Raw genomic sequence first — 18588 nt, 5'->3', positions numbered from 1 at the left:
CTTTCATCAGCGGCGCTAAGGCATTATCTGGCGCTTATGAAAATTCTGATCGCCCTGCTTATCTTTCTGCTCCCCGCCGCGGCCAGCGCGAAATGCGTGGTCTTGTTGCATGGTCTTGCGCGGACCGAGGCCTCTTTCACCGTGATGGAGCAGCTGTTCAAGTCACATGACTATTCGGTTGTGCGCCCGGGCTATCCCTCGACCGAGATCGGTATTCCCGAACTGGCCGAACAAACCATTCCTGATGCCTTTGCGTCTTGTGGCGATGACACTGTCAATGTGGTGGCACATTCGATGGGCGGCATTTTGTTGCGCTATTGGCTCAAGGATCATAGCCCGGAAAACCTGGGTCGTGTCGTCATGCTGGGGCCGCCCAATCAGGGCAGCCAACTGGTCGATGAACTTAGCGCGTGGGAGGTGTTCGGCTATCTCAACGGACCTGCGGGCCTTCAACTGGGCACAGGCGCCGAAGGGATCCCGGGTCGTCTACCGCCGGTGGATTTTGAACTAGGTGTTATCGCAGGCGAAAACTCCTTAAACCCAGTATTTTCTTCACTGATTGATGGGCCTGATGACGGTAAGGTTTCGGTTGAAAGCACCAAGGTCGAAGGAATGACTGATCACCTGGTTCTGCCGGTGACCCACACGTTCATGATGAACAATCCGCGGGTCATGGCTCAGGCCCTGCACTTCATTGAATTCGGCCAGTTTGACCCGCAGATCACCTGGCTTGACGGGGTGATGGAAGCTATTGACGAGATCTGCATCGGACAGGATTGCTCGGAACCTGACTCGGAGTCCACGCAATGACCGCATTAAGCCTGACTCTGACCGGTGCAGAGGTTCTTCTGCCCGGCGAGGGGCTGACGGATGTCGATCTGACCATTGCCGATGGCGTGGTTCAGACAGGCCCTGCCGGGCGGCAGATCGACCTGTCAGGATATCTGGTTCTGCCCGGTATTATCGACTTGCATGGCGATGGGTTTGAACGGCACATCGCGCCCCGTCGCGGTGCCATGAAGCAGATGAACGAAGGGATCCTCTCGGTCGAGGCTGAACTGGCGGCCAATGGCATCACCACAGCCGTTCTGGCCCAGTTTTACAGTTGGGAAGGCGGGGTGCGCGGGCCTGAGTTCGCAGGGCAGGTGTGTAATGCCATTGCGGCAGTCAAGGACCACACCGTCACCGATCTGATGCCCCAGCTTCGGTTCGAAACGCATATGCTGGACGATTACGCCGGACTGGCAGAAAAGATTGCGGCTTGGCAGGTGCCCTATGTCGTGTTCAACGACCACCTGCCGCATGACCGTCTGGCTGAGGGGCGTAAGCCCCCGCGTCTGACCGGACAGGCGCTCAAGGCCGGTCGCAATCCCGAGGCGCATTTCGAAATGCTGCTGTCGATGCATGCTCGCCGGGATGAGGTGTCTACCGCACTGGATGTACTCTGTACTGCTTTGACAAAGCAGGGCGTCCGGATGGGCAGCCACGATGACGCCACAGCCCAAACTCGCGCCGATTGGCGCGCGCGGGGCGCGCGGATTTCAGAGTTCCCCGAAACGCTGGAAGCCGCCGAGGCCGCCCGCACCGCCGGGGATCACATCATCCTGGGGTCGCCCAATGTGGTGCGCGGCGGGTCGCATAAAGGGAATGTTAGCGCGCTGGACCTGATTGCGATGGGGCTGTGCGATGCGCTGGCCTCGGATTATCACTATCCCAGCCCGCGCCGGGCAGCCTTGATGCTGGCCAAATCCGGCCTTCTGGACATGGCGGGCGCATGGGCGCTGGTGTCATCAGGGCCAGCCCGCGTACTTGGGTTGCAAGATCGCGGCACGCTCACCCCCGGGCAACGTGCCGATCTGGTCATTCTGGAGGCAGATACAAACCGTGTCGCGGCAACGCTGGCTGCCGGGCGCGTCAGCTATATGGCCGGGGATATCGCCGCGCGGTTTGTCGGCTGATTTACCGCGTGATGCGGTTAAAATGACCCATCTTGCGGCCTGCCTTCACCTCGGCCTTGCCATAAAGATGCAGCGCAACATCACGTTCGGTCGCGAGTTCAGGTACGCGGTCCATATCGTCGCCGATCAGGTTCTCCATCACCACGTCTGAATGACGCTGCCCGTCGCCCAGAGGCCAGCCTGCCACGGCACGGATATGTTGCTCGAATTGATCCACCGCGCAGCCATTCTGTGTCCAATGGCCCGAGTTATGCACGCGCGGTGCGATCTCGTTCACGATCAGACCCTGCGGGGTCACGAACAACTCGACCCCCATGACGCCGACATAGTCCAAGGCGTTCAGGATATTTGCCGCCAACAGGATCGCATCTGTGCGCTTTGCTGCGGGCAGGCGGGCAGGGACGGAGGTGGTGTGCAAAATGCCATCGCGATGCACGTTCTCACCGGGGTCGAAACAGGCGACCTGACCATCCAATCCGCGCGCGGCGATGATTGATACCTCATGGCTGAAATCGACAAAGCCTTCCAGGATCGCAGGCGCGCCCGCCATATCAGCCAGAGCAGTTTCAGCGTCATCGGGGCTGCGTAGCCGGGCCTGTCCCTTACCGTCATAGCCAAATCGGCGGGTCTTCAGGATGGCAGGGGTGCCGATCTGGTCAATCGCAGCCTTCAAGCTGTCCAGATCCGTGATATCGGCGAAGGGCGCTGTATTTAGGCCCAGCCCTTGCAAGAAAGCCTTTTCGTTCAGTCGATCCTGACTGACCCGCAGCGCCTCGCGCCCCGGGCGGATGGGGCGGTGGGCTTCCAGAATGTCCAGTGCTTCGGTGGGGATGTTCTCGAACTCATAGGTGATGACATCGACTGCTTCGGCAAAGGCCTTGAGGGCCTCGGCATCTTCATAAGAGGCGGTGGTCACCCGATCCGCCACATGACCCGCAGGAGGGGTCGCACCGGGTTCATAAATATGCGACACAAAACCCAGCCGGGCTGCAGCAACGGACAGCATACGGCCCAGTTGACCGCCGCCCAAAATCCCGATTGTCGCGCCGGGGGCGAGCATTTCCACCATTCTCAACTCTCCAAACGTTTGCCAATAGCGCCAAGTGCTGCATGCAATACCTTGTGCGCGCCCTGATCTTGCAGGGTCTGTGTCATTTGCAGGCTCAGCGTGCCGTCAGTGGCCAGCGCATCGCGTTCGGCCTCTAGGCGGCCTGCGGCCTTCTTATCCATCGCGTGCAGAAAGCCCGATACCAACTGGGTGGTGTAGAATTCGGCCCCGGCTGCGTCTCCGGTTGTGTCTCCCAGCCAAGTTGCTCCGGTCGCCATCAGGTCCAGAAGGCCGGGGACCATGGCGCAAATGGCGAAATGGGCGTTCAGTGCCGCCTCATCTGCGACCTTGATCACCGGGTTTTCCGGTGCGAACAAATCGGCCAGCAGTTGATCGTTGCCGAAAGCGACCAGCGGGCAGCCACCGGCTTCCAAAAATCCCAGCGGAATGGTTTGCACGATTGCCGGCGCCGGAGAGCAGAGCTCGGTTAGTTCATCTTTCGAAACTGCTGCCATGACCGAGACGATCTGATGGTCGGATCGAAACGTTAAGGCGGCCAGAACGTCCGCAGCGATATGTGGGCGCAGGCACAGGAACACGATCTCGGATGCATCAATCACGGCCTGTGGCGTCGTGACAGACACACCCAGTTCAGCCTTTAGCGCGGTTGAAACCTGGTCATTGCGTTCTGTCACGGAGATCTCGTGCCCTTTACGGGCCAAAAAACGCACCATCGGGGCCGCAATATGGCCCGTACCGATGAATCCGATCCGGCTCATCCCTCGGGTTCTTCGGGGATTGAGGCCGATAGCGCGTCGCGCCAGGCATCCAGCCGGCCGGCCAGAGCGTTATCCTGCAGCGCCAGAATGCCAGCGGCCATCAGCCCCGCATTGGCGCCACCTGCCGACCCGATCGCCATAGTCGCAACCGGGAACCCTTTGGGCATTTGAACAATGGAATAGAGCGAATCGACGCCAGACAGTGCCCGCGTCTGCACCGGAACGCCGATCACAGGAACGCGTGTTTTCGAGGCCATCATGCCCGGTAAATGCGCAGCCCCGCCGGCCCCTGCAATGATCACCTGCAATCCGCGCGAGACAGCAGTCTTGCCATAGTCCCACAAGCGATCTGGGGTGCGGTGCGCTGAAACGATGCGTTTTTCATAGGCCACGCCCAGCTCATCCAGAATGTCTGCGGCCTCTTTCATCGTGGACCAGTCTGACTGGCTTCCCATGATGATCCCCACTTTAACGTCGCTCATCCGCTTGCGTCCCTGCCTTCCGAAAGAGCGCGAACTATAGCCAAATCCACCTTTGTGGCAATGCGGTTCAGATGTCTCAGGCGATGATATCCGGGGTCAGGCGGTCTTCGATCAGGCGAATGATGTCTTTCAGGCGCAGTTTCTGCTTTTTCAACCGTTTGATCGTCAGTTGATCCGAGGTGCCAGTGGCCTGAAGCGCCTCGATTGCTTCGTCAAGATCACGGTGTTGACGGCGGAAAACTTCCAGCTCTACCCGCAGAACCTCATCAGTTTTCATCGAAAGATCGGTGGGCGCGTTCATTGGCGACTCAGAGTTGTTGTGGTGCTTGTCACACAAGATAGTGTGTCAGGCTTGATCCGGCCAGACCTTGTGGACATCGCTGTATATTCCCATATTCTATTATACGCGGTTGCCAGAATGGGGCCGCACAACACGTCGCTTTGGCAATAAAGGACGAAAATACGTGTCTAAACTTACTCTGGGCTCATACCCGCATCTTTTGGGGTTCGAGCAGTTGGAACGCCTTCTGGAGCGGTCTGCAAAGGCCGGAAATGAGGGGTATCCGCCCTATAATATTGAACAGACCTCGAATTTTTCCTACCGCATTACCTTGGCCGTGGCCGGGTTTGCAGAAGAGGACCTGTCGATTACCATCGAAGATCGACAGTTGGTGATCCGGGGACGTCAGCGCGACGACAGCGAAGGACGTATCTTTCTACACCGTGGGATCGCGGCACGTCAGTTTCAGCGCATGTTCGTGTTGGCCGATGGGGTCGAGGTTGGCGAGGCGATCATTGAAAATGGTCTGCTGCATGTGGATCTGACCCGCGCCGTGCCCGAAACCGTGGTGCAAACGATCAACATAAGGAAGGGGTAAGAGCAATGAATACACCGTTTGAAATCAACGCCGAAGGCGATCGGATCGTCTATGTCAAAACAGTTGAAGTCGCCGATCTACCTCGGGAAGTTCGCGAACAGGCCGGAGATCTGAGCCTGCTATATGCGGTACACGATGCCGACGGCCAGCAACTGGCACTGGTTGCTGATCGCAAGCTGGCGTTTAACCTGGCGCGCGAGCATGATTTTTCACCGGTGGCCGTGCACTAAAGCGGCCTCCGTACGTTTTCCTCGTGACATCCATGGCCTGTCGGGCGAGACAGTCGAACCTATGATGGTTCGAATATCGGAGTGCACGACACATGAATTGGTTCGACTTTGACTGGGTAGACGCCTTCAGCGATCGCGCCTTTGGTGGCAATGGGTGCGCTGTTGTTCATGGTGGGGCAGCTCTGTCCGAAGACGTCTGCATGGCCTATGTGCGCGAGACGTCCTTGGTTGAATGCACCTTTACTGGCCCGTCCGATGTGGCCGATTTCCGGGTTCGTTATTTTCTGGCCAGTCGCGAAATCCCCTTTGCCGGGCATCCCACGATCGCAACCGTAGCTGCAATGCAGTCCAGAGGAATGCTGCAAGGCAATACCCTGACGCTTGAAACCGGCGCGGGGATCGTTTCGATCTGCATCAGCGGTGATGAAATCGAGATGACGCAGATTGCACCACAATTCGGCGCCTATGTTCCCGCCGAGCTGGTCGCCTCTGCCATCAGCCTGCCCAAAGAGGCGATCATCTCGCCGCCGCAATTTGTTTCTACCGGGCTGCCCTTCTGTGTCACTGTTCTTCGTGATCACGACGCCCTGCGCGCGGCAAAACTGGTCGAAAGGCCTTTGCGCGAGATTGCCGAAAAGGCGGGCTTTTCCGGCTCCGATATGGCCGAACCTTTTCTTGTAACGCTCAAAGGCGCGACCAAAGCAGGCGATACATTCTCGAGATTGCTGTTGGCCCCGCCCAGCCCGCCCGAGGATCCGTTTACCGGATCTGCCACAGGTGCGATGGCGGCGTATCTCTGGAAACATGGGCTGATGCCAAAGGATGTTTTTATTGCCGAGCAAGGCCATGATATGGGGCGCCCCGGTCAGGCGACTGTTACCCGAGCTGGCCCATCGGATGCGATGACAGGCATCAAGGTCGCCGGTCGCGGGCATATTCTGATGCGGGGTCAGGTTAATTTGCCAGATGCCGGATGATGACAGAACCTGCAATCGCCATATTGCCCTATGGGCATCGGTTAGGGCCGAAACTGGCCACGGTTCCTTTGTCGGAACTGACCTGGCCCGAAGGTTGCCCGGATCGTCTGATCGGAAAAACAGTGGGCGATCTTGCGCACACGGACCATCTGATCATGTACCCCAATTCCACCGTACATCTGCGTCTTCGTCGGGGAACACGTGCGCGAATATCTTTGATGATGGGAGAGCCTTCGGCCATCCATGCCAAACATGATCGCATGTTGCGCTATACGTGGCGGCGGTTCTTCCGGGTGCTGACCTTTCATGATGTTTTGTTGCATGGTATCCCAAACGCCGTGTTTCTGCCCTATGGCGTGACGATGGTGCCTGATTGGCGAGAACTTTTAGTCGAGAAATCTAAATCCTGTTCTTTGATCGCCTCGGCCAAACGTGATCTCGAAGGACATCAGCTGCGCCATTCCGTGATCGACTGGGTTCGTGAATCCGGGGCAGATGTCGATATTATGGGGCGTGGCTATACTCCGTTTGACCGAAAGTCTGACGGGCTGGCCCCATATCGCTATTCGGTGGTGATCGAGAATGTGCGGGAGCGGAATTACTTTTCGGAAAAGCTGACAGACGCGATCTTGTGCTCGACAGTGCCGATCTATTGGGGCTGTCCCAATATTGGTGATTTCTTCGACACATCCGGGATGATCCTGTGCGATTCCGAGGCCGACATTCGGAGTGCGATTCAAGCCGCTTCGGTCGATGACTATGCCGCGCGTCTAGATGCCCTGCGGGCCAGCCAGTCCAAAGCGGCCGAGTTTGGTGATTTCGAAGGACGCGCCGTCGCCGCCATTCGGGCAGAACTATAATCCAATAGAAAAAGGCCCCCGGAAACCGAGGGCCTTTTGCTTGATTCTTTGCGCAGGTTACGATCCGGCGATCAAACCCATGCTTTCCAGCTTGAGCAGAACCTGGTGGGCACAGTTGTCTACGTCCACATTCTCGGTCTCGACGCTCAACTCAGGATTGGCAGGTACGTCGTAGGGATCGGAAATTCCGGTGAATTCCTTGATCTTGCCTTCACGCGCCAGCTTGTACAGGCCCTTGCGATCGCGGCGTTCGCATTCTTCGATGCTGGTGGCCACGTGAACCTCGCAGAAAGCGCCGAACGCTTCGACATCTTCGCGGACGGCGCGGCGGGTCGTGGCGTAGGGTGCGATCGGGGCGCAGATAGCGATGCCGCCGTTCTTGGTGATCTCGCTGGCCACATAGCCGATGCGGCGGATGTTCAGGTCGCGATGCTCTTTCGAAAAGCCCAGTTCCGATGACAGGTTCTTACGAACAATGTCTCCATCCAGCAGGGTCACCGGACGACCGCCCATCTCCATCAGCTTTACCATAAGAGCGTTGGCGATGGTCGATTTGCCCGAGCCGGAGAAACCGGTGAAGAATACGGTAAAACCCTGCTGACTGCGCGGCGGTTTGGTCTTGCGCAGCTCGGTCACAACCTCAGGGAAGCTGAACCATTCGGGGATTTCCAGGCCTTCGGCCAGACGGCGGCGCAGTTCTGTGCCCGAGATGTTCAGGATCGTGACGTTGTGTTTGTCGGCGATCTCGTCATTCGGTTCGTATTGAGCGCGTTCCTGCACAAAGACCATGTGTTTGAAATCGACCATTTCAACGCCGATTTCATCCTGGAACTGGCGGAACAGATCTTGCGCATCATAGGGACCGTAGAAATCCTCGCCGGCCGAGTTCTTGCCGGGGCCTGCGTGGTCACGGCCGACAATGAAATGCGTGCAGCCGTGGTTGGCGCGGATCAACCCGTGCCACACCGCCTCGCGCGGGCCTGCCATACGCATCGCCAGGTTCAGCAGTGACATCGAAGTTGTCGAGGCCGGGTACTTGTCCAGAACAGCCTCATAGCAACGCACGCGGGTAAAGTGGTCCACGTCGCCCGGCTTGGTCATACCAACAACCGGATGGATCAGTAGGTTGGCCTGCGCCTCTTTGGCGGCGCGGAAGGTCAGTTCCTGATGCGCGCGGTGCAGCGGGTTGCGAGTTTGGAACGCAACAATACGGCGCCAACCCAACTTGCGGAAATAGGCGCGCAGCTCGTTCGGTGTATCGCGGCGGGCACGGAAGTCATAGTGAACGGGCTGTTGGATACCAACAACAGGGCCGCCCAAGTAAACCTTGCCGGCAGTGTTGTGCAGGTAGTTGACCGCCGGGTGGGCATCGTCATCTGCACCAAAGACCTTTTCCGCCTCGCGTGCCTTGTTCGGCGTCCAGCGGTCGGTCACAGTCATGGTGCCCAAAATGACACCTTCCTGGTCGCGCAGTGCAATGTCCTGACCCAGTTTGATGCCCTCAGCGAAGTCTTCGCTGACATCCAACGTGATTGGCATCGGCCAAAGGGTGCCGTCGGCCAGGCGCATGTTCTCGACGACATTGTCGTAATCGGCCTCGCTTAGGAACCCTTTCAGCGGGTTGAACCCGCCATTCATCAGCAGTTCCAGATCACAGATCTGACGAGGGCTCAGGTCCCAGCTTGTCAGGTCGGCAGCTTCTACTTTCAGTTTCTGTGCGGACTCGTACGAAACATAAAGTTCAGAGATCGGCGCCAGATTGCTTAACATCGTCATGGGAATTCTCTTGTCGAAGGATGGATTGGCCAGTGATTCAGGGGCGTTTGCCGGGCATGTGCCCCGGCGGTCGGGTGAAGTCCAGATGGATTTATGAAACAAAGGACGATATGCGCGGTTTTTCTCCGGATTGGAAGGATTTTCCACATTTTGACGCGAAACCCGACGACAATCCCTTGGATCAAGGTCAAATAGACCGGTTTGAATGAGTGTGTTCTCAGGCGGCAATCTTGGGGGTGAGGTCGGACGCACGTTCGACCGGCAGGGCAGAAATTGGCCTTGTTACCCCACGCAACTGGAAGGGGCGCAGATCGTTCTGCCAACCGTCATGCCCCGCTGCCTTCAGCAGATCGCCCGAAACCAAAAGCTCGACACCCAACCCCTTGGTCTCGGCCTCCAATCGGCTGGCGACATTCACGGCGTCGCCGATAATCGTGCGGCTTGCAGTGCCTACGGCGCCGATTTCGCCCAGAACCAGATCGCCCAGATGTAACCCCATTCCAATGCGAATAAGCGGGCTGCCCTCGGTTTCGAGTTGCTCGTTGAACCGTTGCAATGCGCGGCTGACATTGGCTGCGGCTTTCATCCCGGCCCGTGCTGAACTTGCAGCATCGGCGGTTTCAAACACTGCCAGCAGCCCGTCACCCATATACTTGTCGACCACACCCCCATCCGAGGTGATGGCTGGCACGATGGCGTCAAAGAACCGGTTGAGCAGGAAAACAATGTCATAGGGCAACTGCCCGGTGGTCAGTGCCGTGAACCCGCGCATGTCCAGAAACAGCACCGCCAGTTTACGTTCCTGCCCCTGACTGGCATGGGCGCGATTGCGACCGCTACCGGGATTGTACATCCGAAAGGCCGTGATTGGCTCGGTCGGGCGGATCTGACAGGCCAGGCGTGCGCCTTCGGGTGCTTTTACGGCAGCCAAGCTGCGGGCCTCGATCTCACTGGGGACGGGGAGCTGATCTGCACCATTTTCGACAATAACGCGACAGGTGGTGCAGCGCCCCTTGCCACCACATAGCGCAGTGTGGGGAATGCCGTTGGCCTGAGAAATCTCAAGCAGGGTCATGCCTTTTTCGGCCACAATTTCGGGGCCTTCCACATATTTGATGCGCACCGAATGCCGGCGTCGCAAAATTTTGCGCACCAGAAACACAAGCAATGTAGCGCCAACCGCCAGCCCGAATGCAAGCAGTGTATCTTGCCTCACACCCATCAGAACCTGAAAAGCCTCGGGCGATGGCCAGTTGTAATGTTCGATATACTGATCGCGCAGAAACGGGTCGGCGAAATCAGCCCAAATGCGTCGGCCCTCTGTCAAAAGACCTGCTAGAGCGAAAGACGGAATGAACACGGCGAGCCCGATCAGATAAGGCAGCGCCCTTTGCCACCAGGATGTCAGGCGCAGCCACATGTGAAGACCGATGCAACTGTGGACCCAGACCACCAGCAAAAGCAGGCTTTGTGTCCAGATTGCATAGCTGGGCCACATTAGCGCGATGATATAACCCATCTCATCATTAACCCCGAAAACTGCATGCGCGTATCGGGTGTGAACAAGGTGCGAGATCAGTTGCAGTGGAATCACAAATCCAAGCACCACTTGCAGCCCCAGACTGAAAGGCATTCGCATGGTTCTGCGCTGAGCTAACGAATACAGCGCCAGCCCAAAATGCACGAGCAAGGCCAGATATAGAATCGCGCTGCCGATGTTGTTGCGCGTAATGACATGGCGACCTTTCTGCATTTCGTGGAGATAATCAGTATGAAACAGTCCCAGACCGATATTGATGAAGTGAAAGAAGGCAAAGATGAACAGGATCAGGCCGCTCATGATCCTCAGCCGGGTAGCCCACCCGCCTTGCCATAGTACGCTTTTCACTCGGTTCACCTGTGTTCGTTTTGCTCGCATCTCAGAGTCTGTAACGGCGCAGAGCGGGGGTCAAGCGAAGCCTCGATGCCCCGGCAACCAGGGATGCGGATCCCCATCCAGGCACACTACCTCTGGCGAGGTGCTAAACAAAACCGCATGACTGAGGTCCGGCCGGGATCGCGAGCTGTATAGCAAGCCGTCGGCGCCTTTGGCGCGGGCGTCATCCGAAAATAGCCAGGTGGGTGAGGCGCCTTCTTTTTCGTGGGTATCCTGCCACACGACCGAGGCTTCGCTGCGCCCCCGCAGATCTACCAGCCGAGCGCCGGTGATCCGGCATTTTTGAAGAATGCGTGGTGGATCGGATGGGCAGACATAGCGTTTGATGGCTACTTCGGCACCCTCAGCGCTCAGCGAAGAATAAAGCGCGAATTGGCCCGTATAATGAAAACGCCCCTCTGGCGCCCGTGCTGGGGCCAAAGGGGCGTCTATCTGTGAGAGGAACAGAATTCTCCAGATCGAGCCGGAGAATTCGATCACCTGATTAATCCTGCTCGGCCAGGAACCGTTCAGCATCCAGCGCGGCCATACAGCCCATCCCGGCGCTGGTAACGGCTTGACGGTAGATGTGATCTGTCAAGTCTCCGGCAGCAAAGACACCTGGAATGGAGGTTTCTGTGGAGCCCGGTTTGGTGATCACATAGCCGCCCATATGGGTTTCCAGCGAGTCCTTGACCAGCTCATTCGCGGGTGCGTGGCCGATGGCGATGAAAACACCTTTACAGGGGATTTCGCGAATCTCACCGGTTTTCACATTCTTGACGCGCACGCCTTCGACACCCAAAGGCGCATCGGTTCCGATGACCTCGTCCAGTTCGTGGAACCACAGGGGCTCGATCTTGTCGTTCTTCATCAGCCGATCCTGCAGGATCTTTTCGGCGCGCAATTCATCGCGGCGATGGATCAAGGTGACCTTGCTGGCAAAGTTGGTCAGAAACAGCGCCTCTTCCACGGCGGTATTGCCGCCGCCGATTACAACGATCTCCTGCCCGCGATAGAAGAACCCGTCGCATGTGGCGCAGGCGGAAACGCCAAAGCCTTTGAACTTCTCTTCCGAGGGCAATCCCAGCCATTTCGCCCGCGCGCCAGTGGCCAGAATGACCGCATCGGCAGTGTAGATGGTGCCGCTGTCGCCCTTGGCGGTGAACGGGCGTTTCGAGACATCCAGATCGCTGATAATGTCGCCGATGATTTCGCACCCCATCGCGGCGGCGTGCTCCTGCATCTTGATCATCAGATCAGGACCCTGAACCTCGGTAAAGCCGGGATAGTTCTCGACCTCGGTGGTGGTCGTCAGCTGCCCGCCCGGTTCGATGCCCTGAACCAGTATCGGTTCCAGCATCGCACGGCTGGCATATACGCCCGCAGTATAACCGGCAGGTCCTGATCCGATTATCAGAACCCTGGTGTGTTTTGTTTCGGCCATGATACCCCCGACTCGATCTGCCTGATACGGGCCTGCGGCCCCTTGGCGAATGGATATAGCGACCCCCTTGAGGCGCTTAAAGCCCCTTCGTGCCGTATCGGAGAATCCGTTTCACAACTCGCGCTAGAAAAATACCTGGAAAACCAAAGAATATTGCGCAAACGCGAAACATTATTGCGCATCCCTTGGGTGCTGATATAACAACCGAAAATTCAGGAGCTTTTTATGGTCGCGACACGGCTGGACGAGATTGACCGCAAGATTCTGGCAGAATTGCAGGCAGACGGTCGCATGACCAATGTAGAGCTCGCGAAACGTGTGGGAATTTCCGCGCCTCCGTGCCTGCGGCGCGTGCGCACATTGGAGGACTCGGGCCTTATCCGCGGATACCACGCGGAAGTGAATGCGCGTGAGCTGGGTTTTGAGGTTCAGGTCTTTGCAAGCGTCGGATTGGAAAGCCAAGCCGAAGCCGAACTCAGCGCATTCGAGGAACGCTGCCGCGAGTGGCCACTTGTCCGTGAATGCCACATGCTGAACGGCGAAGTGGATTTTATTCTGAAATGCGTCGCTCCTGATCTCAGCAGCTTTCAGCAGTTTTTGACAGGCGAGTTGCTGACCACGCCAAACGTGGCCAGCGTTAAAACCTCACTTGTGATACGCGGCGCTAAGGACGAGCCCGGTGTACCGTTTGACGTCCTGGAAGAACGAATGAACCGGACGGCGTAAAGCGCATCCTTTTGTGACGGCTGGTGCACGGCGGCAAAATCGCCGTGACAACCAGAAACAACACCCAACTAATTAAAATCTGCATAAAGCCCCCACTTTGCAGTACTGGTTAAAACTCAGGCAGTGATTGCGTCCACCTCTCCATCTCCGGCACGCGGTAACTGCAGCGGGCCAAAGTCATTCAGCGATTCGACATGCTCGAACAAGTTCAAATAGATTGAGCGAAGCGAATGGCTGATCATCCGAACCGCATTTACGCCTGGATGATATGATTCAAACTGTAATCCGTCTACCTTGATAACCGAATGGCGTTTCAGACAGATGTGAAACAATTCGATTGGGGTAGGCGGTAGCATCTCGATGACACCCATCCCGTCTTGGAACTCGTGCGCGGGCGTCAAAACAGGAGATCCGCCATACAAGTGCCGCAGATGTGCTGGGGTGCCCAACAGGCGCGCAGCCGGACCGACAGTCACGCCTGACATCGGTTTTTGCATTCCGAAGGTATCCGCCATGATGCGTGTCAGCGGGCGCGTGCGACCACGCGAGTCTTCGCGCCCGGGGATCAAAGTCACCGAGCCCTTCCAGACCACGGTTTCCGAAGTTCCATTCTGGGTCAAAACCGTATCGCCAGGCAAAAGATCTTCGATCGCTATCGGCCCGTTTTCGGTTTCGACAAGCGAACCCCGCGTAAAAGCACAAAACGCATCCTCGAACATGGGCAGCGCTGGCGCGATGTGGCGGGTTTGGGATACCTCGCCATTGCTCAACAATGAACTGACCTCATAGCGCCGCAGCTGCGCTTTTTGTTTTGTTGTATTTCTTGGAATCTCGCGCAGCATTGTCGACGTATCGACGGCGTTTCTGGCGGCGCGGGCCAAAGAATGTGGAATAGTCATACTAATTCCGTCCCCTCAAACATCCGCTCAGGAAGGCTGAACCCCCGTACAGGCCCGCCTGATCGGTTTTCTTTGTCTTGAATGCTATGGCGACTTCGAGACGTCGGCTGTAACGGCCGCGCAGTGCGATGGAATTTCGCAAACTCTTGGTCAACACATTGACCCCCCAGACAAACTCACAACTCGCAGACGAAAATTGTCTACGCACACAAACTCCTAAACACATTCACAGAAAGCGTCTGTGAAGCGCCACACACCGGATCGGAGCACCCCCGCTGTGTGTCTTGACCCTCAAAGCCGGCAGAATGGCTTTGGTAGGCCTGTCTAGTCAGCGTCGCGAAGCCAAACGGCGCGCCACACTGGCAGAACGGCTGGAAACCCGCTTCCACGGCATCTCCAGTTTTTGCTCTCTGGACGCTTTTAGAACAGCGCTGAGAAAGCGGGATCTTTGTTTCATCCTGTTGTCCTACTCGTTCAAGGCTTAATGCCTAACGACCCAATCTGAGACTAACGTGTCGCCATATTGAGGCGGCCATAAGGCTGACGCGGGTTGAATCTGGGACAAAAGAAAGTTGGTTGTTTCCTTTTCTTAATCTAGCCGCGCTCACATTCAGAAATATGCAGATAACCATCTGAGAGAGGGCAATAAAACCTAATTTTGGCGACTCATATAGACACAACAAATGTGGCGAAAAAGCGGCGATTTCGCCACAATCAGGGCACGCGTCACAGTTTGATGGCGGAAATCAGGCGGCCGTAGTCGGCTTCTTTTGTATGAACCGATCGGCGGTACGAATAGAATCTGTTCGGGTCCGAATAGGTGCAATGACGAATCCACTCTGCATGCCCGACACCAGCCTGACGTAACCGGTGCAGCCCATAGGACGGGAGGTCAAATTGCATCCGATCACCCGTTCCATTTGCGAAGAATCGCAGGTTTTCTGATGATTCAGCGGCAAAGTCTTCTAGGAACTCGGGCCCGACCTCATACGCAGTTTGAGAGATTGTGGGCCCTATGACGGCCACTGTATTCTCGCGCCGTGCTCCCAGCGCCTCCATGGAGTCCAACGTGGCCTCAAGCACACCGTCCAGCGCGCCGCGCCAACCCGCATGTGCAGCTCCTATCACTTTTGCGTGGGTGTCGGCAAAAAGAACAGGTTGGCAATCCGCCGTGAGGATGGTCAGCGCCAGCCCGGGATAGGCCGTAACCAACGCGTCTGCTTTAGGCTTTTCCCCGTCGATTGGACCATCAACAGTTATGACCGTCGGTGAATGCACCTGATGCACCCCGATAAGGGATCCGGGATCGACCTCCATCGCATCCGCTACGCGGTTACGGTTTATCGCGACAGCCTCGGTCTGGTCAGATGATCCATGACCGCAGTTGAGCCCTGCAAAGATCCCGGATGAGGCCCCGCCACGGCGGCAGAAAAAACCATGGCGTACGGATGACAAGAGATCCGAAGTCAGAATTTCCAGCGTCATGATTCCAGTCCCGGTGGCAATGCGGCATAAGATGGGTACAGGCCCAGTACTTTGAACAGGTTTCCCATTTCCTCTGGGTGCGTCAACCGGCGATGTGCGGCTATCAACGCCTCAAGCTTGGACCCGCTGAGTGGTTTCGCCAATGCTTGCGCCCGCGCAGTGATGCCCAGCCGTTCCAGAAAAACGCCTTGGGGTGTCAGGCGCGAATGGGCGCAGCCCGCAGCTCGCGCTGCGCTCGCCAGAGGTTCGAAGTCCACATGGGCGGTCAGATCAGCTTGTCCGGGGCTGGAAAGCGGGTCTATCGGCTTGTGGGCATGCAGCGCTTGAAACGTATCCCCAAGCGAATGCCAGTCGCCATAATCCAGGATCAGTCCGGCCCCGCCATGGGTCGCGATCCGTCCGGCGATCACAGTGATGATCGGTATGGCCGAAGGGCAAAGCTCGACCAGATCCCCATCCTGCGTGTCCTCAAGCCGGTTCTTCAAAGCGATCTGTGGCGACCGCGGCCCCTGGCCAAAAGCCAGTGATTCGTCCTTCATCCCGATCAAACGTTCCCGCCAATCGCTGCCATCACGGATGAATTGGCGAATGGGCAGAGCGTCAAAGAACTCGTTTGCCACCAGCAAAAGCGGGGAATCGGGTAGATCGGTGACCGATTTAATCCAGCGTGGAGCATAGGCATCCAGCGTCTTTGCCTGAATGGTGCGCAGGGTTGGTGAGGCCTCAAGCAGTACAATATCTGCCGCCGCGTGAAAGCCATCCACGCCCTGTGTTGCACGCAGCATGTCAGCCATCAGCGTTCCGCGCCCGGGACCCAGCTCCGCTAGCGTGAAACGGTCCGGACGCCCCTGGTCAATCCAGCATTGCGCAAGGCTGAGCCCGATTAGTTCGCCAAACATCTGGCTAATTTCCGGGGCGGTGATGAAATCGCCCTGCGGGCCAAGGGGGTCGCGGGTGGTGTAATATCCCAGTGTCGGGTGCAGCAGGCATTCGGTCATATAGTCGGCTACACTCATCGGGCCGTCTTGTGCGATACGAGCCTGTAAGAGGTTGGCGAGGGACATCACTTGGCCTTAGCGCGTGATGCCAGCCAAAGGCCAAAGGCAATCATTGGCAAAGACAGTAACTGGCCCATGGTCAGGCCGTAGCCGCCCATTTGCCAGGCAAGTCCAAGCGGATTTCCGGCCGAAACAAACTGTGCATCGGGTTGCCGGAAAAACTCGACAATGAAACGCGATGCGCCATAGCCCGCCATAAACACGCCTGTGACCAGACCGGGCCGTAGGAAAGCGTGGCGCCGATAGGCCAGCCACAAGAGCAAGGCACCCAGCAGCAACCCCTCAAGCGCGGCTTCGTAAAGCTGAGAGGGGTGGCGGGCGCAAAGACCAATAACCTCCGGGCAGTTTTGGGCGGCGGCACCGGGGAATACAAAGGCCCAGGGCAGGTCGCTGGGCCTTCCCCACAGTTCGGCGTTGATGAAATTCGCGACACGACCCAATAACAGCCCAGGCGGCACGGTATGCGCGATCAGATCAGCAAGCGGCAAAATCGAAATTTGGTGACGTCTTGCATAGATATATGAGGCCACGACGACGCCTAGCAATCCACCGTGGAAGGCCATGCCGCCCTGCCAGACCATCAGAATTTCGATCGGGTTCGAAAGGTAATAAGCTGGTTGATAAAACAGCACGAACCCAAGTCGCCCGCCCAGAATCACGCCCAGGATGATCCAGGTGATCAGATCCTCAAGCTGGGCGGGTTGCATAGGTGGCGCCTTGTCGGGCCACAGGGCGGGGCGCTTTAGGGCGATCACCCCCAGGCGCCATGCAATCACAATCCCGGCGATATAGGCGAGGGCGTACCATCTAAGTGCGAACTCCATCCCGAACAGCGAGATCGAGAAAAGTTCGGGCGACAGATCGGGGAAATTCAGAACAGCCTGCATGTGCGTCTCATTGCCCGGGCTTTGAGGGTTAAGTCAACCTTGAGCCTGCGCCAATCATTCCCCATATAGAGACCAACCGCCAAATCGGAGGATAACCATGCAAACCCGCAACAAGATTCTGGATGATGTTTCCCAACTCATGACCAACGCCATGGGTGTTGCCCAAGGCGCAAAGGACGAGGCGGAGAACGCCATGAAGTCGATGATCGACCGTTGGCTGGCCGATCGCGATTTCGTCACACGCGAAGAATTCGACGCTGTCCGTGCCATGGCTCAGAAAGCGCGCGAGGAAAACACAGCGCTCGAGGCGCGCATTGCAGCGTTGGAAGCCAAGCTGGGCGAATAATCCCCCGCGAAATTTTTGAAAAAAGACAAACGCCGCGCAATCCGGTTCTGGGTTGTGCGGTGTTGTGCATCATGCCGTCTTGCGGGAATTAATCAAGACAAAGCTGCATCTGATGCCAATATTTTGATCGCCGTTGCCAGCTATCCACAACTTATTGCTGTTATCCCCAAAAATGGGGGTTGTCAGGCCACCACCCACAGCGCACCATATTTAGTACAGGCCTATGGGGGAAGCCCGGCTTGTAGAGCAGGCAACTAGCGCTGGGGCGCTGCCAGCCCCGAAATGCTAGAAATTAGTGAGGTGGCATTATGGCCCTTTCCGAGCAGTTTCTTGACGAAGACCTTCATCCAATCGACATTGTTGAACATCTTGCCGAACATCACGATTGGGACTTTGATCGGATCGGGGATGATCAGATCGCAATGGCTGTCGAAGGACAGTGGCGCACCTACTCGATTACGCTGGCCTGGTCGAATTATGACGAAACGCTGCGTATGGTGTGCTCGTTCGAGATGGAGCCACCTGAGGCGCGCGAGACCGAGCTTTATGAACTTCTGAACAAGATGAACGATCAGTGCTGGGCCGGGGCCTTCACATACTGGGCCAATCAGAAGCTGATGGTTTACCGGTACGGTCTGGTTCTTGCGGGTGGTCAGATGGCCAGCCCGGAACAGATTGATACGATGATCACTGCAGCGGTCCTGAGCGCCGAGCGTTATTATCCCGCGATCCAACTGGTCACATGGGGCAACCGCACCCCGGAAGACGCGATGCAAGTCGCCATTGCAGAGGCCTACGGCCGCGCGTAAAGCTTTGCCCCGAGCCAAATAAGCGGAG

The 18588-nt window shown here is 57.2% G+C and carries 21 protein-coding genes; 9 read left to right on the top strand and 12 right to left on the bottom strand.

Annotated elements, in window-relative coordinates:
• The first annotated feature begins 36 nt into the window (after nucleotides 1-36).
• A complete protein-coding gene (locus tag AC2FIP_RS07300) occupies nucleotides 37-810 on the top strand; it encodes an alpha/beta fold hydrolase (RefSeq protein WP_142636531.1) in 774 nt (257 codons plus the stop codon).
• Nucleotides 807-1958 (top strand): alpha-D-ribose 1-methylphosphonate 5-triphosphate diphosphatase, encoded by a 1152-nt coding sequence (locus AC2FIP_RS07295; protein ID WP_496785732.1) that lies wholly within the window; start codon nucleotides 807-809, stop codon nucleotides 1956-1958. The genes AC2FIP_RS07300 and AC2FIP_RS07295 overlap by 4 nt, the downstream gene beginning before the upstream one ends.
• Nucleotide 1959: 1 nt before the next feature.
• On the opposite strand, the gene AC2FIP_RS07290 is transcribed toward AC2FIP_RS07295, so the two are convergent.
• From AC2FIP_RS07290 to AC2FIP_RS07275, 4 genes are all read right to left on the bottom strand, one after another.
• Entirely contained in the window at nucleotides 1960-3027 is a 1068-nt protein-coding gene (locus tag AC2FIP_RS07290) for a 5-(carboxyamino)imidazole ribonucleotide synthase (RefSeq protein WP_496785730.1), read from the bottom strand.
• A 2-nt stretch (nucleotides 3028-3029) separates the two neighbouring features.
• Nucleotides 3030-3785: an NAD(P)-binding domain-containing protein gene (locus tag AC2FIP_RS07285; RefSeq protein WP_496677633.1), complete on the bottom strand. Its 756-nt coding sequence runs from the start codon at nucleotides 3783-3785 to the stop codon at nucleotides 3030-3032.
• Complete coding sequence (purE, locus tag AC2FIP_RS07280) at nucleotides 3782-4267, bottom strand: 5-(carboxyamino)imidazole ribonucleotide mutase (RefSeq protein WP_142636539.1); 486 nt, start codon at nucleotides 4265-4267, stop codon at nucleotides 3782-3784. Before purE ends, AC2FIP_RS07285 begins: the two co-directional genes overlap by 4 nt.
• 76 nt (nucleotides 4268-4343) lie before the next feature.
• The gene (locus AC2FIP_RS07275) at nucleotides 4344-4568 is read right to left on the bottom strand and encodes a YdcH family protein (RefSeq protein WP_037308505.1); all 225 of its coding nucleotides are present in this window, start codon (nucleotides 4566-4568) and stop codon (nucleotides 4344-4346) included.
• A 163-nt stretch (nucleotides 4569-4731) separates the two neighbouring features.
• Here AC2FIP_RS07275 and AC2FIP_RS07270 point away from each other — a divergent pair, with 163 nt between their 5' ends.
• The 4 genes from AC2FIP_RS07270 to AC2FIP_RS07255 all read left to right on the top strand — a co-directional run bounded on the left by AC2FIP_RS07270 (nucleotide 4732) and on the right by AC2FIP_RS07255 (nucleotide 7212).
• On the top strand, nucleotides 4732-5145 hold the full coding sequence (locus AC2FIP_RS07270) for an Hsp20 family protein (RefSeq protein ID WP_142636541.1): 414 nt from the start codon (nucleotides 4732-4734) through the stop codon (nucleotides 5143-5145).
• Between the two features lie 5 nt (nucleotides 5146-5150).
• The gene (locus AC2FIP_RS07265) at nucleotides 5151-5375 is read left to right on the top strand and encodes a DUF1150 family protein (protein WP_142636543.1); all 225 of its coding nucleotides are present in this window, start codon (nucleotides 5151-5153) and stop codon (nucleotides 5373-5375) included.
• Between the two features lie 92 nt (nucleotides 5376-5467).
• Complete coding sequence (locus AC2FIP_RS07260; protein WP_142636545.1) at nucleotides 5468-6352, top strand: PhzF family phenazine biosynthesis protein; 885 nt, start codon at nucleotides 5468-5470, stop codon at nucleotides 6350-6352.
• Nucleotides 6352-7212: a hypothetical protein gene (locus AC2FIP_RS07255; RefSeq protein WP_496785726.1), complete on the top strand. Its 861-nt coding sequence runs from the start codon at nucleotides 6352-6354 to the stop codon at nucleotides 7210-7212. Before AC2FIP_RS07260 ends, AC2FIP_RS07255 begins: the two co-directional genes overlap by 1 nt.
• Nucleotides 7213-7269: 57 nt before the next feature.
• On the opposite strand, the gene AC2FIP_RS07250 is transcribed toward AC2FIP_RS07255, so the two are convergent.
• The 4 genes from AC2FIP_RS07250 to trxB form a co-directional block, all read right to left on the bottom strand.
• The gene (locus tag AC2FIP_RS07250; RefSeq protein ID WP_496785724.1) at nucleotides 7270-8988 is read right to left on the bottom strand and encodes a bifunctional sulfate adenylyltransferase/adenylylsulfate kinase; all 1719 of its coding nucleotides are present in this window, start codon (nucleotides 8986-8988) and stop codon (nucleotides 7270-7272) included.
• Between the two features lie 217 nt (nucleotides 8989-9205).
• Nucleotides 9206-10876: an adenylate/guanylate cyclase domain-containing protein gene (locus AC2FIP_RS07245; protein ID WP_496785722.1), complete on the bottom strand. Its 1671-nt coding sequence runs from the start codon at nucleotides 10874-10876 to the stop codon at nucleotides 9206-9208.
• A 60-nt stretch (nucleotides 10877-10936) separates the two neighbouring features.
• Nucleotides 10937-11404 carry an RES family NAD+ phosphorylase gene (locus AC2FIP_RS07240; protein ID WP_496785720.1) on the bottom strand — a complete coding sequence of 156 codons (468 nt, stop codon included), beginning with the start codon at nucleotides 11402-11404 and terminating at the stop codon, nucleotides 10937-10939.
• A gap of 4 nt (nucleotides 11405-11408) precedes the next feature.
• Nucleotides 11409-12350, bottom strand: coding sequence for a thioredoxin-disulfide reductase (gene trxB, locus AC2FIP_RS07235; protein WP_281972663.1), 942 nt, complete (start codon nucleotides 12348-12350; stop codon nucleotides 11409-11411).
• A 225-nt stretch (nucleotides 12351-12575) separates the two neighbouring features.
• Here trxB and AC2FIP_RS07230 point away from each other — a divergent pair, with 225 nt between their 5' ends.
• Nucleotides 12576-13076 (top strand): Lrp/AsnC family transcriptional regulator, encoded by a 501-nt coding sequence (locus AC2FIP_RS07230; RefSeq protein WP_142636556.1) that lies wholly within the window; start codon nucleotides 12576-12578, stop codon nucleotides 13074-13076.
• A 116-nt stretch (nucleotides 13077-13192) separates the two neighbouring features.
• Here the strand turns inward: AC2FIP_RS07230 and AC2FIP_RS07225 are convergent, their stop codons facing one another.
• From AC2FIP_RS07225 to lgt, 4 genes are all read right to left on the bottom strand, one after another.
• Nucleotides 13193-13975 carry a Hint domain-containing protein gene (locus AC2FIP_RS07225; protein ID WP_271949219.1) on the bottom strand — a complete coding sequence of 261 codons (783 nt, stop codon included), beginning with the start codon at nucleotides 13973-13975 and terminating at the stop codon, nucleotides 13193-13195.
• A gap of 726 nt (nucleotides 13976-14701) precedes the next feature.
• Nucleotides 14702-15460, bottom strand: coding sequence for a peptidoglycan editing factor PgeF (gene pgeF / locus AC2FIP_RS07220; RefSeq protein WP_496785718.1), 759 nt, complete (start codon nucleotides 15458-15460; stop codon nucleotides 14702-14704).
• Nucleotides 15457-16524 (bottom strand): class I SAM-dependent methyltransferase, encoded by a 1068-nt coding sequence (locus AC2FIP_RS07215; protein ID WP_496785716.1) that lies wholly within the window; start codon nucleotides 16522-16524, stop codon nucleotides 15457-15459. The genes pgeF and AC2FIP_RS07215 overlap by 4 nt, the downstream gene beginning before the upstream one ends.
• Nucleotides 16524-17405 carry a prolipoprotein diacylglyceryl transferase gene (gene lgt / locus AC2FIP_RS07210; RefSeq protein ID WP_281972665.1) on the bottom strand — a complete coding sequence of 294 codons (882 nt, stop codon included), beginning with the start codon at nucleotides 17403-17405 and terminating at the stop codon, nucleotides 16524-16526. Before lgt ends, AC2FIP_RS07215 begins: the two co-directional genes overlap by 1 nt.
• Nucleotides 17406-17502: 97 nt before the next feature.
• Between lgt and AC2FIP_RS07205 the strand changes: the two genes are divergently transcribed.
• A complete protein-coding gene (locus tag AC2FIP_RS07205) occupies nucleotides 17503-17751 on the top strand; it encodes an accessory factor UbiK family protein (protein WP_142636566.1) in 249 nt (82 codons plus the stop codon).
• A gap of 308 nt (nucleotides 17752-18059) precedes the next feature.
• Nucleotides 18060-18560 carry a type III secretion system chaperone family protein gene (locus tag AC2FIP_RS07200; protein WP_496691006.1) on the top strand — a complete coding sequence of 167 codons (501 nt, stop codon included), beginning with the start codon at nucleotides 18060-18062 and terminating at the stop codon, nucleotides 18558-18560.
• The last annotated feature ends 28 nt before the right edge of the window (nucleotides 18561-18588 follow it).

The organism is Ruegeria sp. CDSB114 (assembly GCF_059611025.1).
This window is presented reverse-complemented; position numbering and strand designations above follow the sequence as displayed.

Excerpts from the sequence above, each read along its gene's own strand:
- AC2FIP_RS07260 (WP_142636545.1), top strand. The coding sequence starts at position 5,468 with ATGAATTGGTTCGACTTTGACTGGGTAGACGCCTTCAGCGATCGCGCC.
- purE (WP_142636539.1), bottom strand. The coding sequence starts at position 4,267 with ATGAGCGACGTTAAAGTGGGGATCATCATGGGAAGCCAGTCAGACTGG.
- AC2FIP_RS07265 (WP_142636543.1), top strand. The coding sequence starts at position 5,151 with ATGAATACACCGTTTGAAATCAACGCCGAAGGCGATCGGATCGTCTAT.
- AC2FIP_RS07200 (WP_496691006.1), top strand. The coding sequence starts at position 18,060 with ATGGCCCTTTCCGAGCAGTTTCTTGACGAAGACCTTCATCCAATCGAC.
- AC2FIP_RS07290 (WP_496785730.1), bottom strand. The coding sequence starts at position 3,027 with ATGGTGGAAATGCTCGCCCCCGGCGCGACAATCGGGATTTTGGGCGGC.
- AC2FIP_RS07295 (WP_496785732.1), top strand. The coding sequence starts at position 807 with ATGACCGCATTAAGCCTGACTCTGACCGGTGCAGAGGTTCTTCTGCCC.
- trxB (WP_281972663.1), bottom strand. The coding sequence starts at position 12,350 with ATGGCCGAAACAAAACACACCAGGGTTCTGATAATCGGATCAGGACCT.
- AC2FIP_RS07275 (WP_037308505.1), bottom strand. The coding sequence starts at position 4,568 with ATGAACGCGCCCACCGATCTTTCGATGAAAACTGATGAGGTTCTGCGG.
- lgt (WP_281972665.1), bottom strand. The coding sequence starts at position 17,405 with ATGCAGGCTGTTCTGAATTTCCCCGATCTGTCGCCCGAACTTTTCTCG.
- AC2FIP_RS07300 (WP_142636531.1), top strand. The coding sequence starts at position 37 with ATGAAAATTCTGATCGCCCTGCTTATCTTTCTGCTCCCCGCCGCGGCC.
- AC2FIP_RS07255 (WP_496785726.1), top strand. The coding sequence starts at position 6,352 with ATGACAGAACCTGCAATCGCCATATTGCCCTATGGGCATCGGTTAGGG.
- AC2FIP_RS07205 (WP_142636566.1), top strand. The coding sequence starts at position 17,503 with ATGCAAACCCGCAACAAGATTCTGGATGATGTTTCCCAACTCATGACC.
- AC2FIP_RS07250 (WP_496785724.1), bottom strand. The coding sequence starts at position 8,988 with ATGACGATGTTAAGCAATCTGGCGCCGATCTCTGAACTTTATGTTTCG.
- AC2FIP_RS07215 (WP_496785716.1), bottom strand. The coding sequence starts at position 16,524 with ATGTCCCTCGCCAACCTCTTACAGGCTCGTATCGCACAAGACGGCCCG.
- AC2FIP_RS07230 (WP_142636556.1), top strand. The coding sequence starts at position 12,576 with ATGGTCGCGACACGGCTGGACGAGATTGACCGCAAGATTCTGGCAGAA.
- AC2FIP_RS07285 (WP_496677633.1), bottom strand. The coding sequence starts at position 3,785 with ATGAGCCGGATCGGATTCATCGGTACGGGCCATATTGCGGCCCCGATG.
- pgeF (WP_496785718.1), bottom strand. The coding sequence starts at position 15,460 with ATGACGCTGGAAATTCTGACTTCGGATCTCTTGTCATCCGTACGCCAT.
- AC2FIP_RS07225 (WP_271949219.1), bottom strand. The coding sequence starts at position 13,975 with ATGACTATTCCACATTCTTTGGCCCGCGCCGCCAGAAACGCCGTCGAT.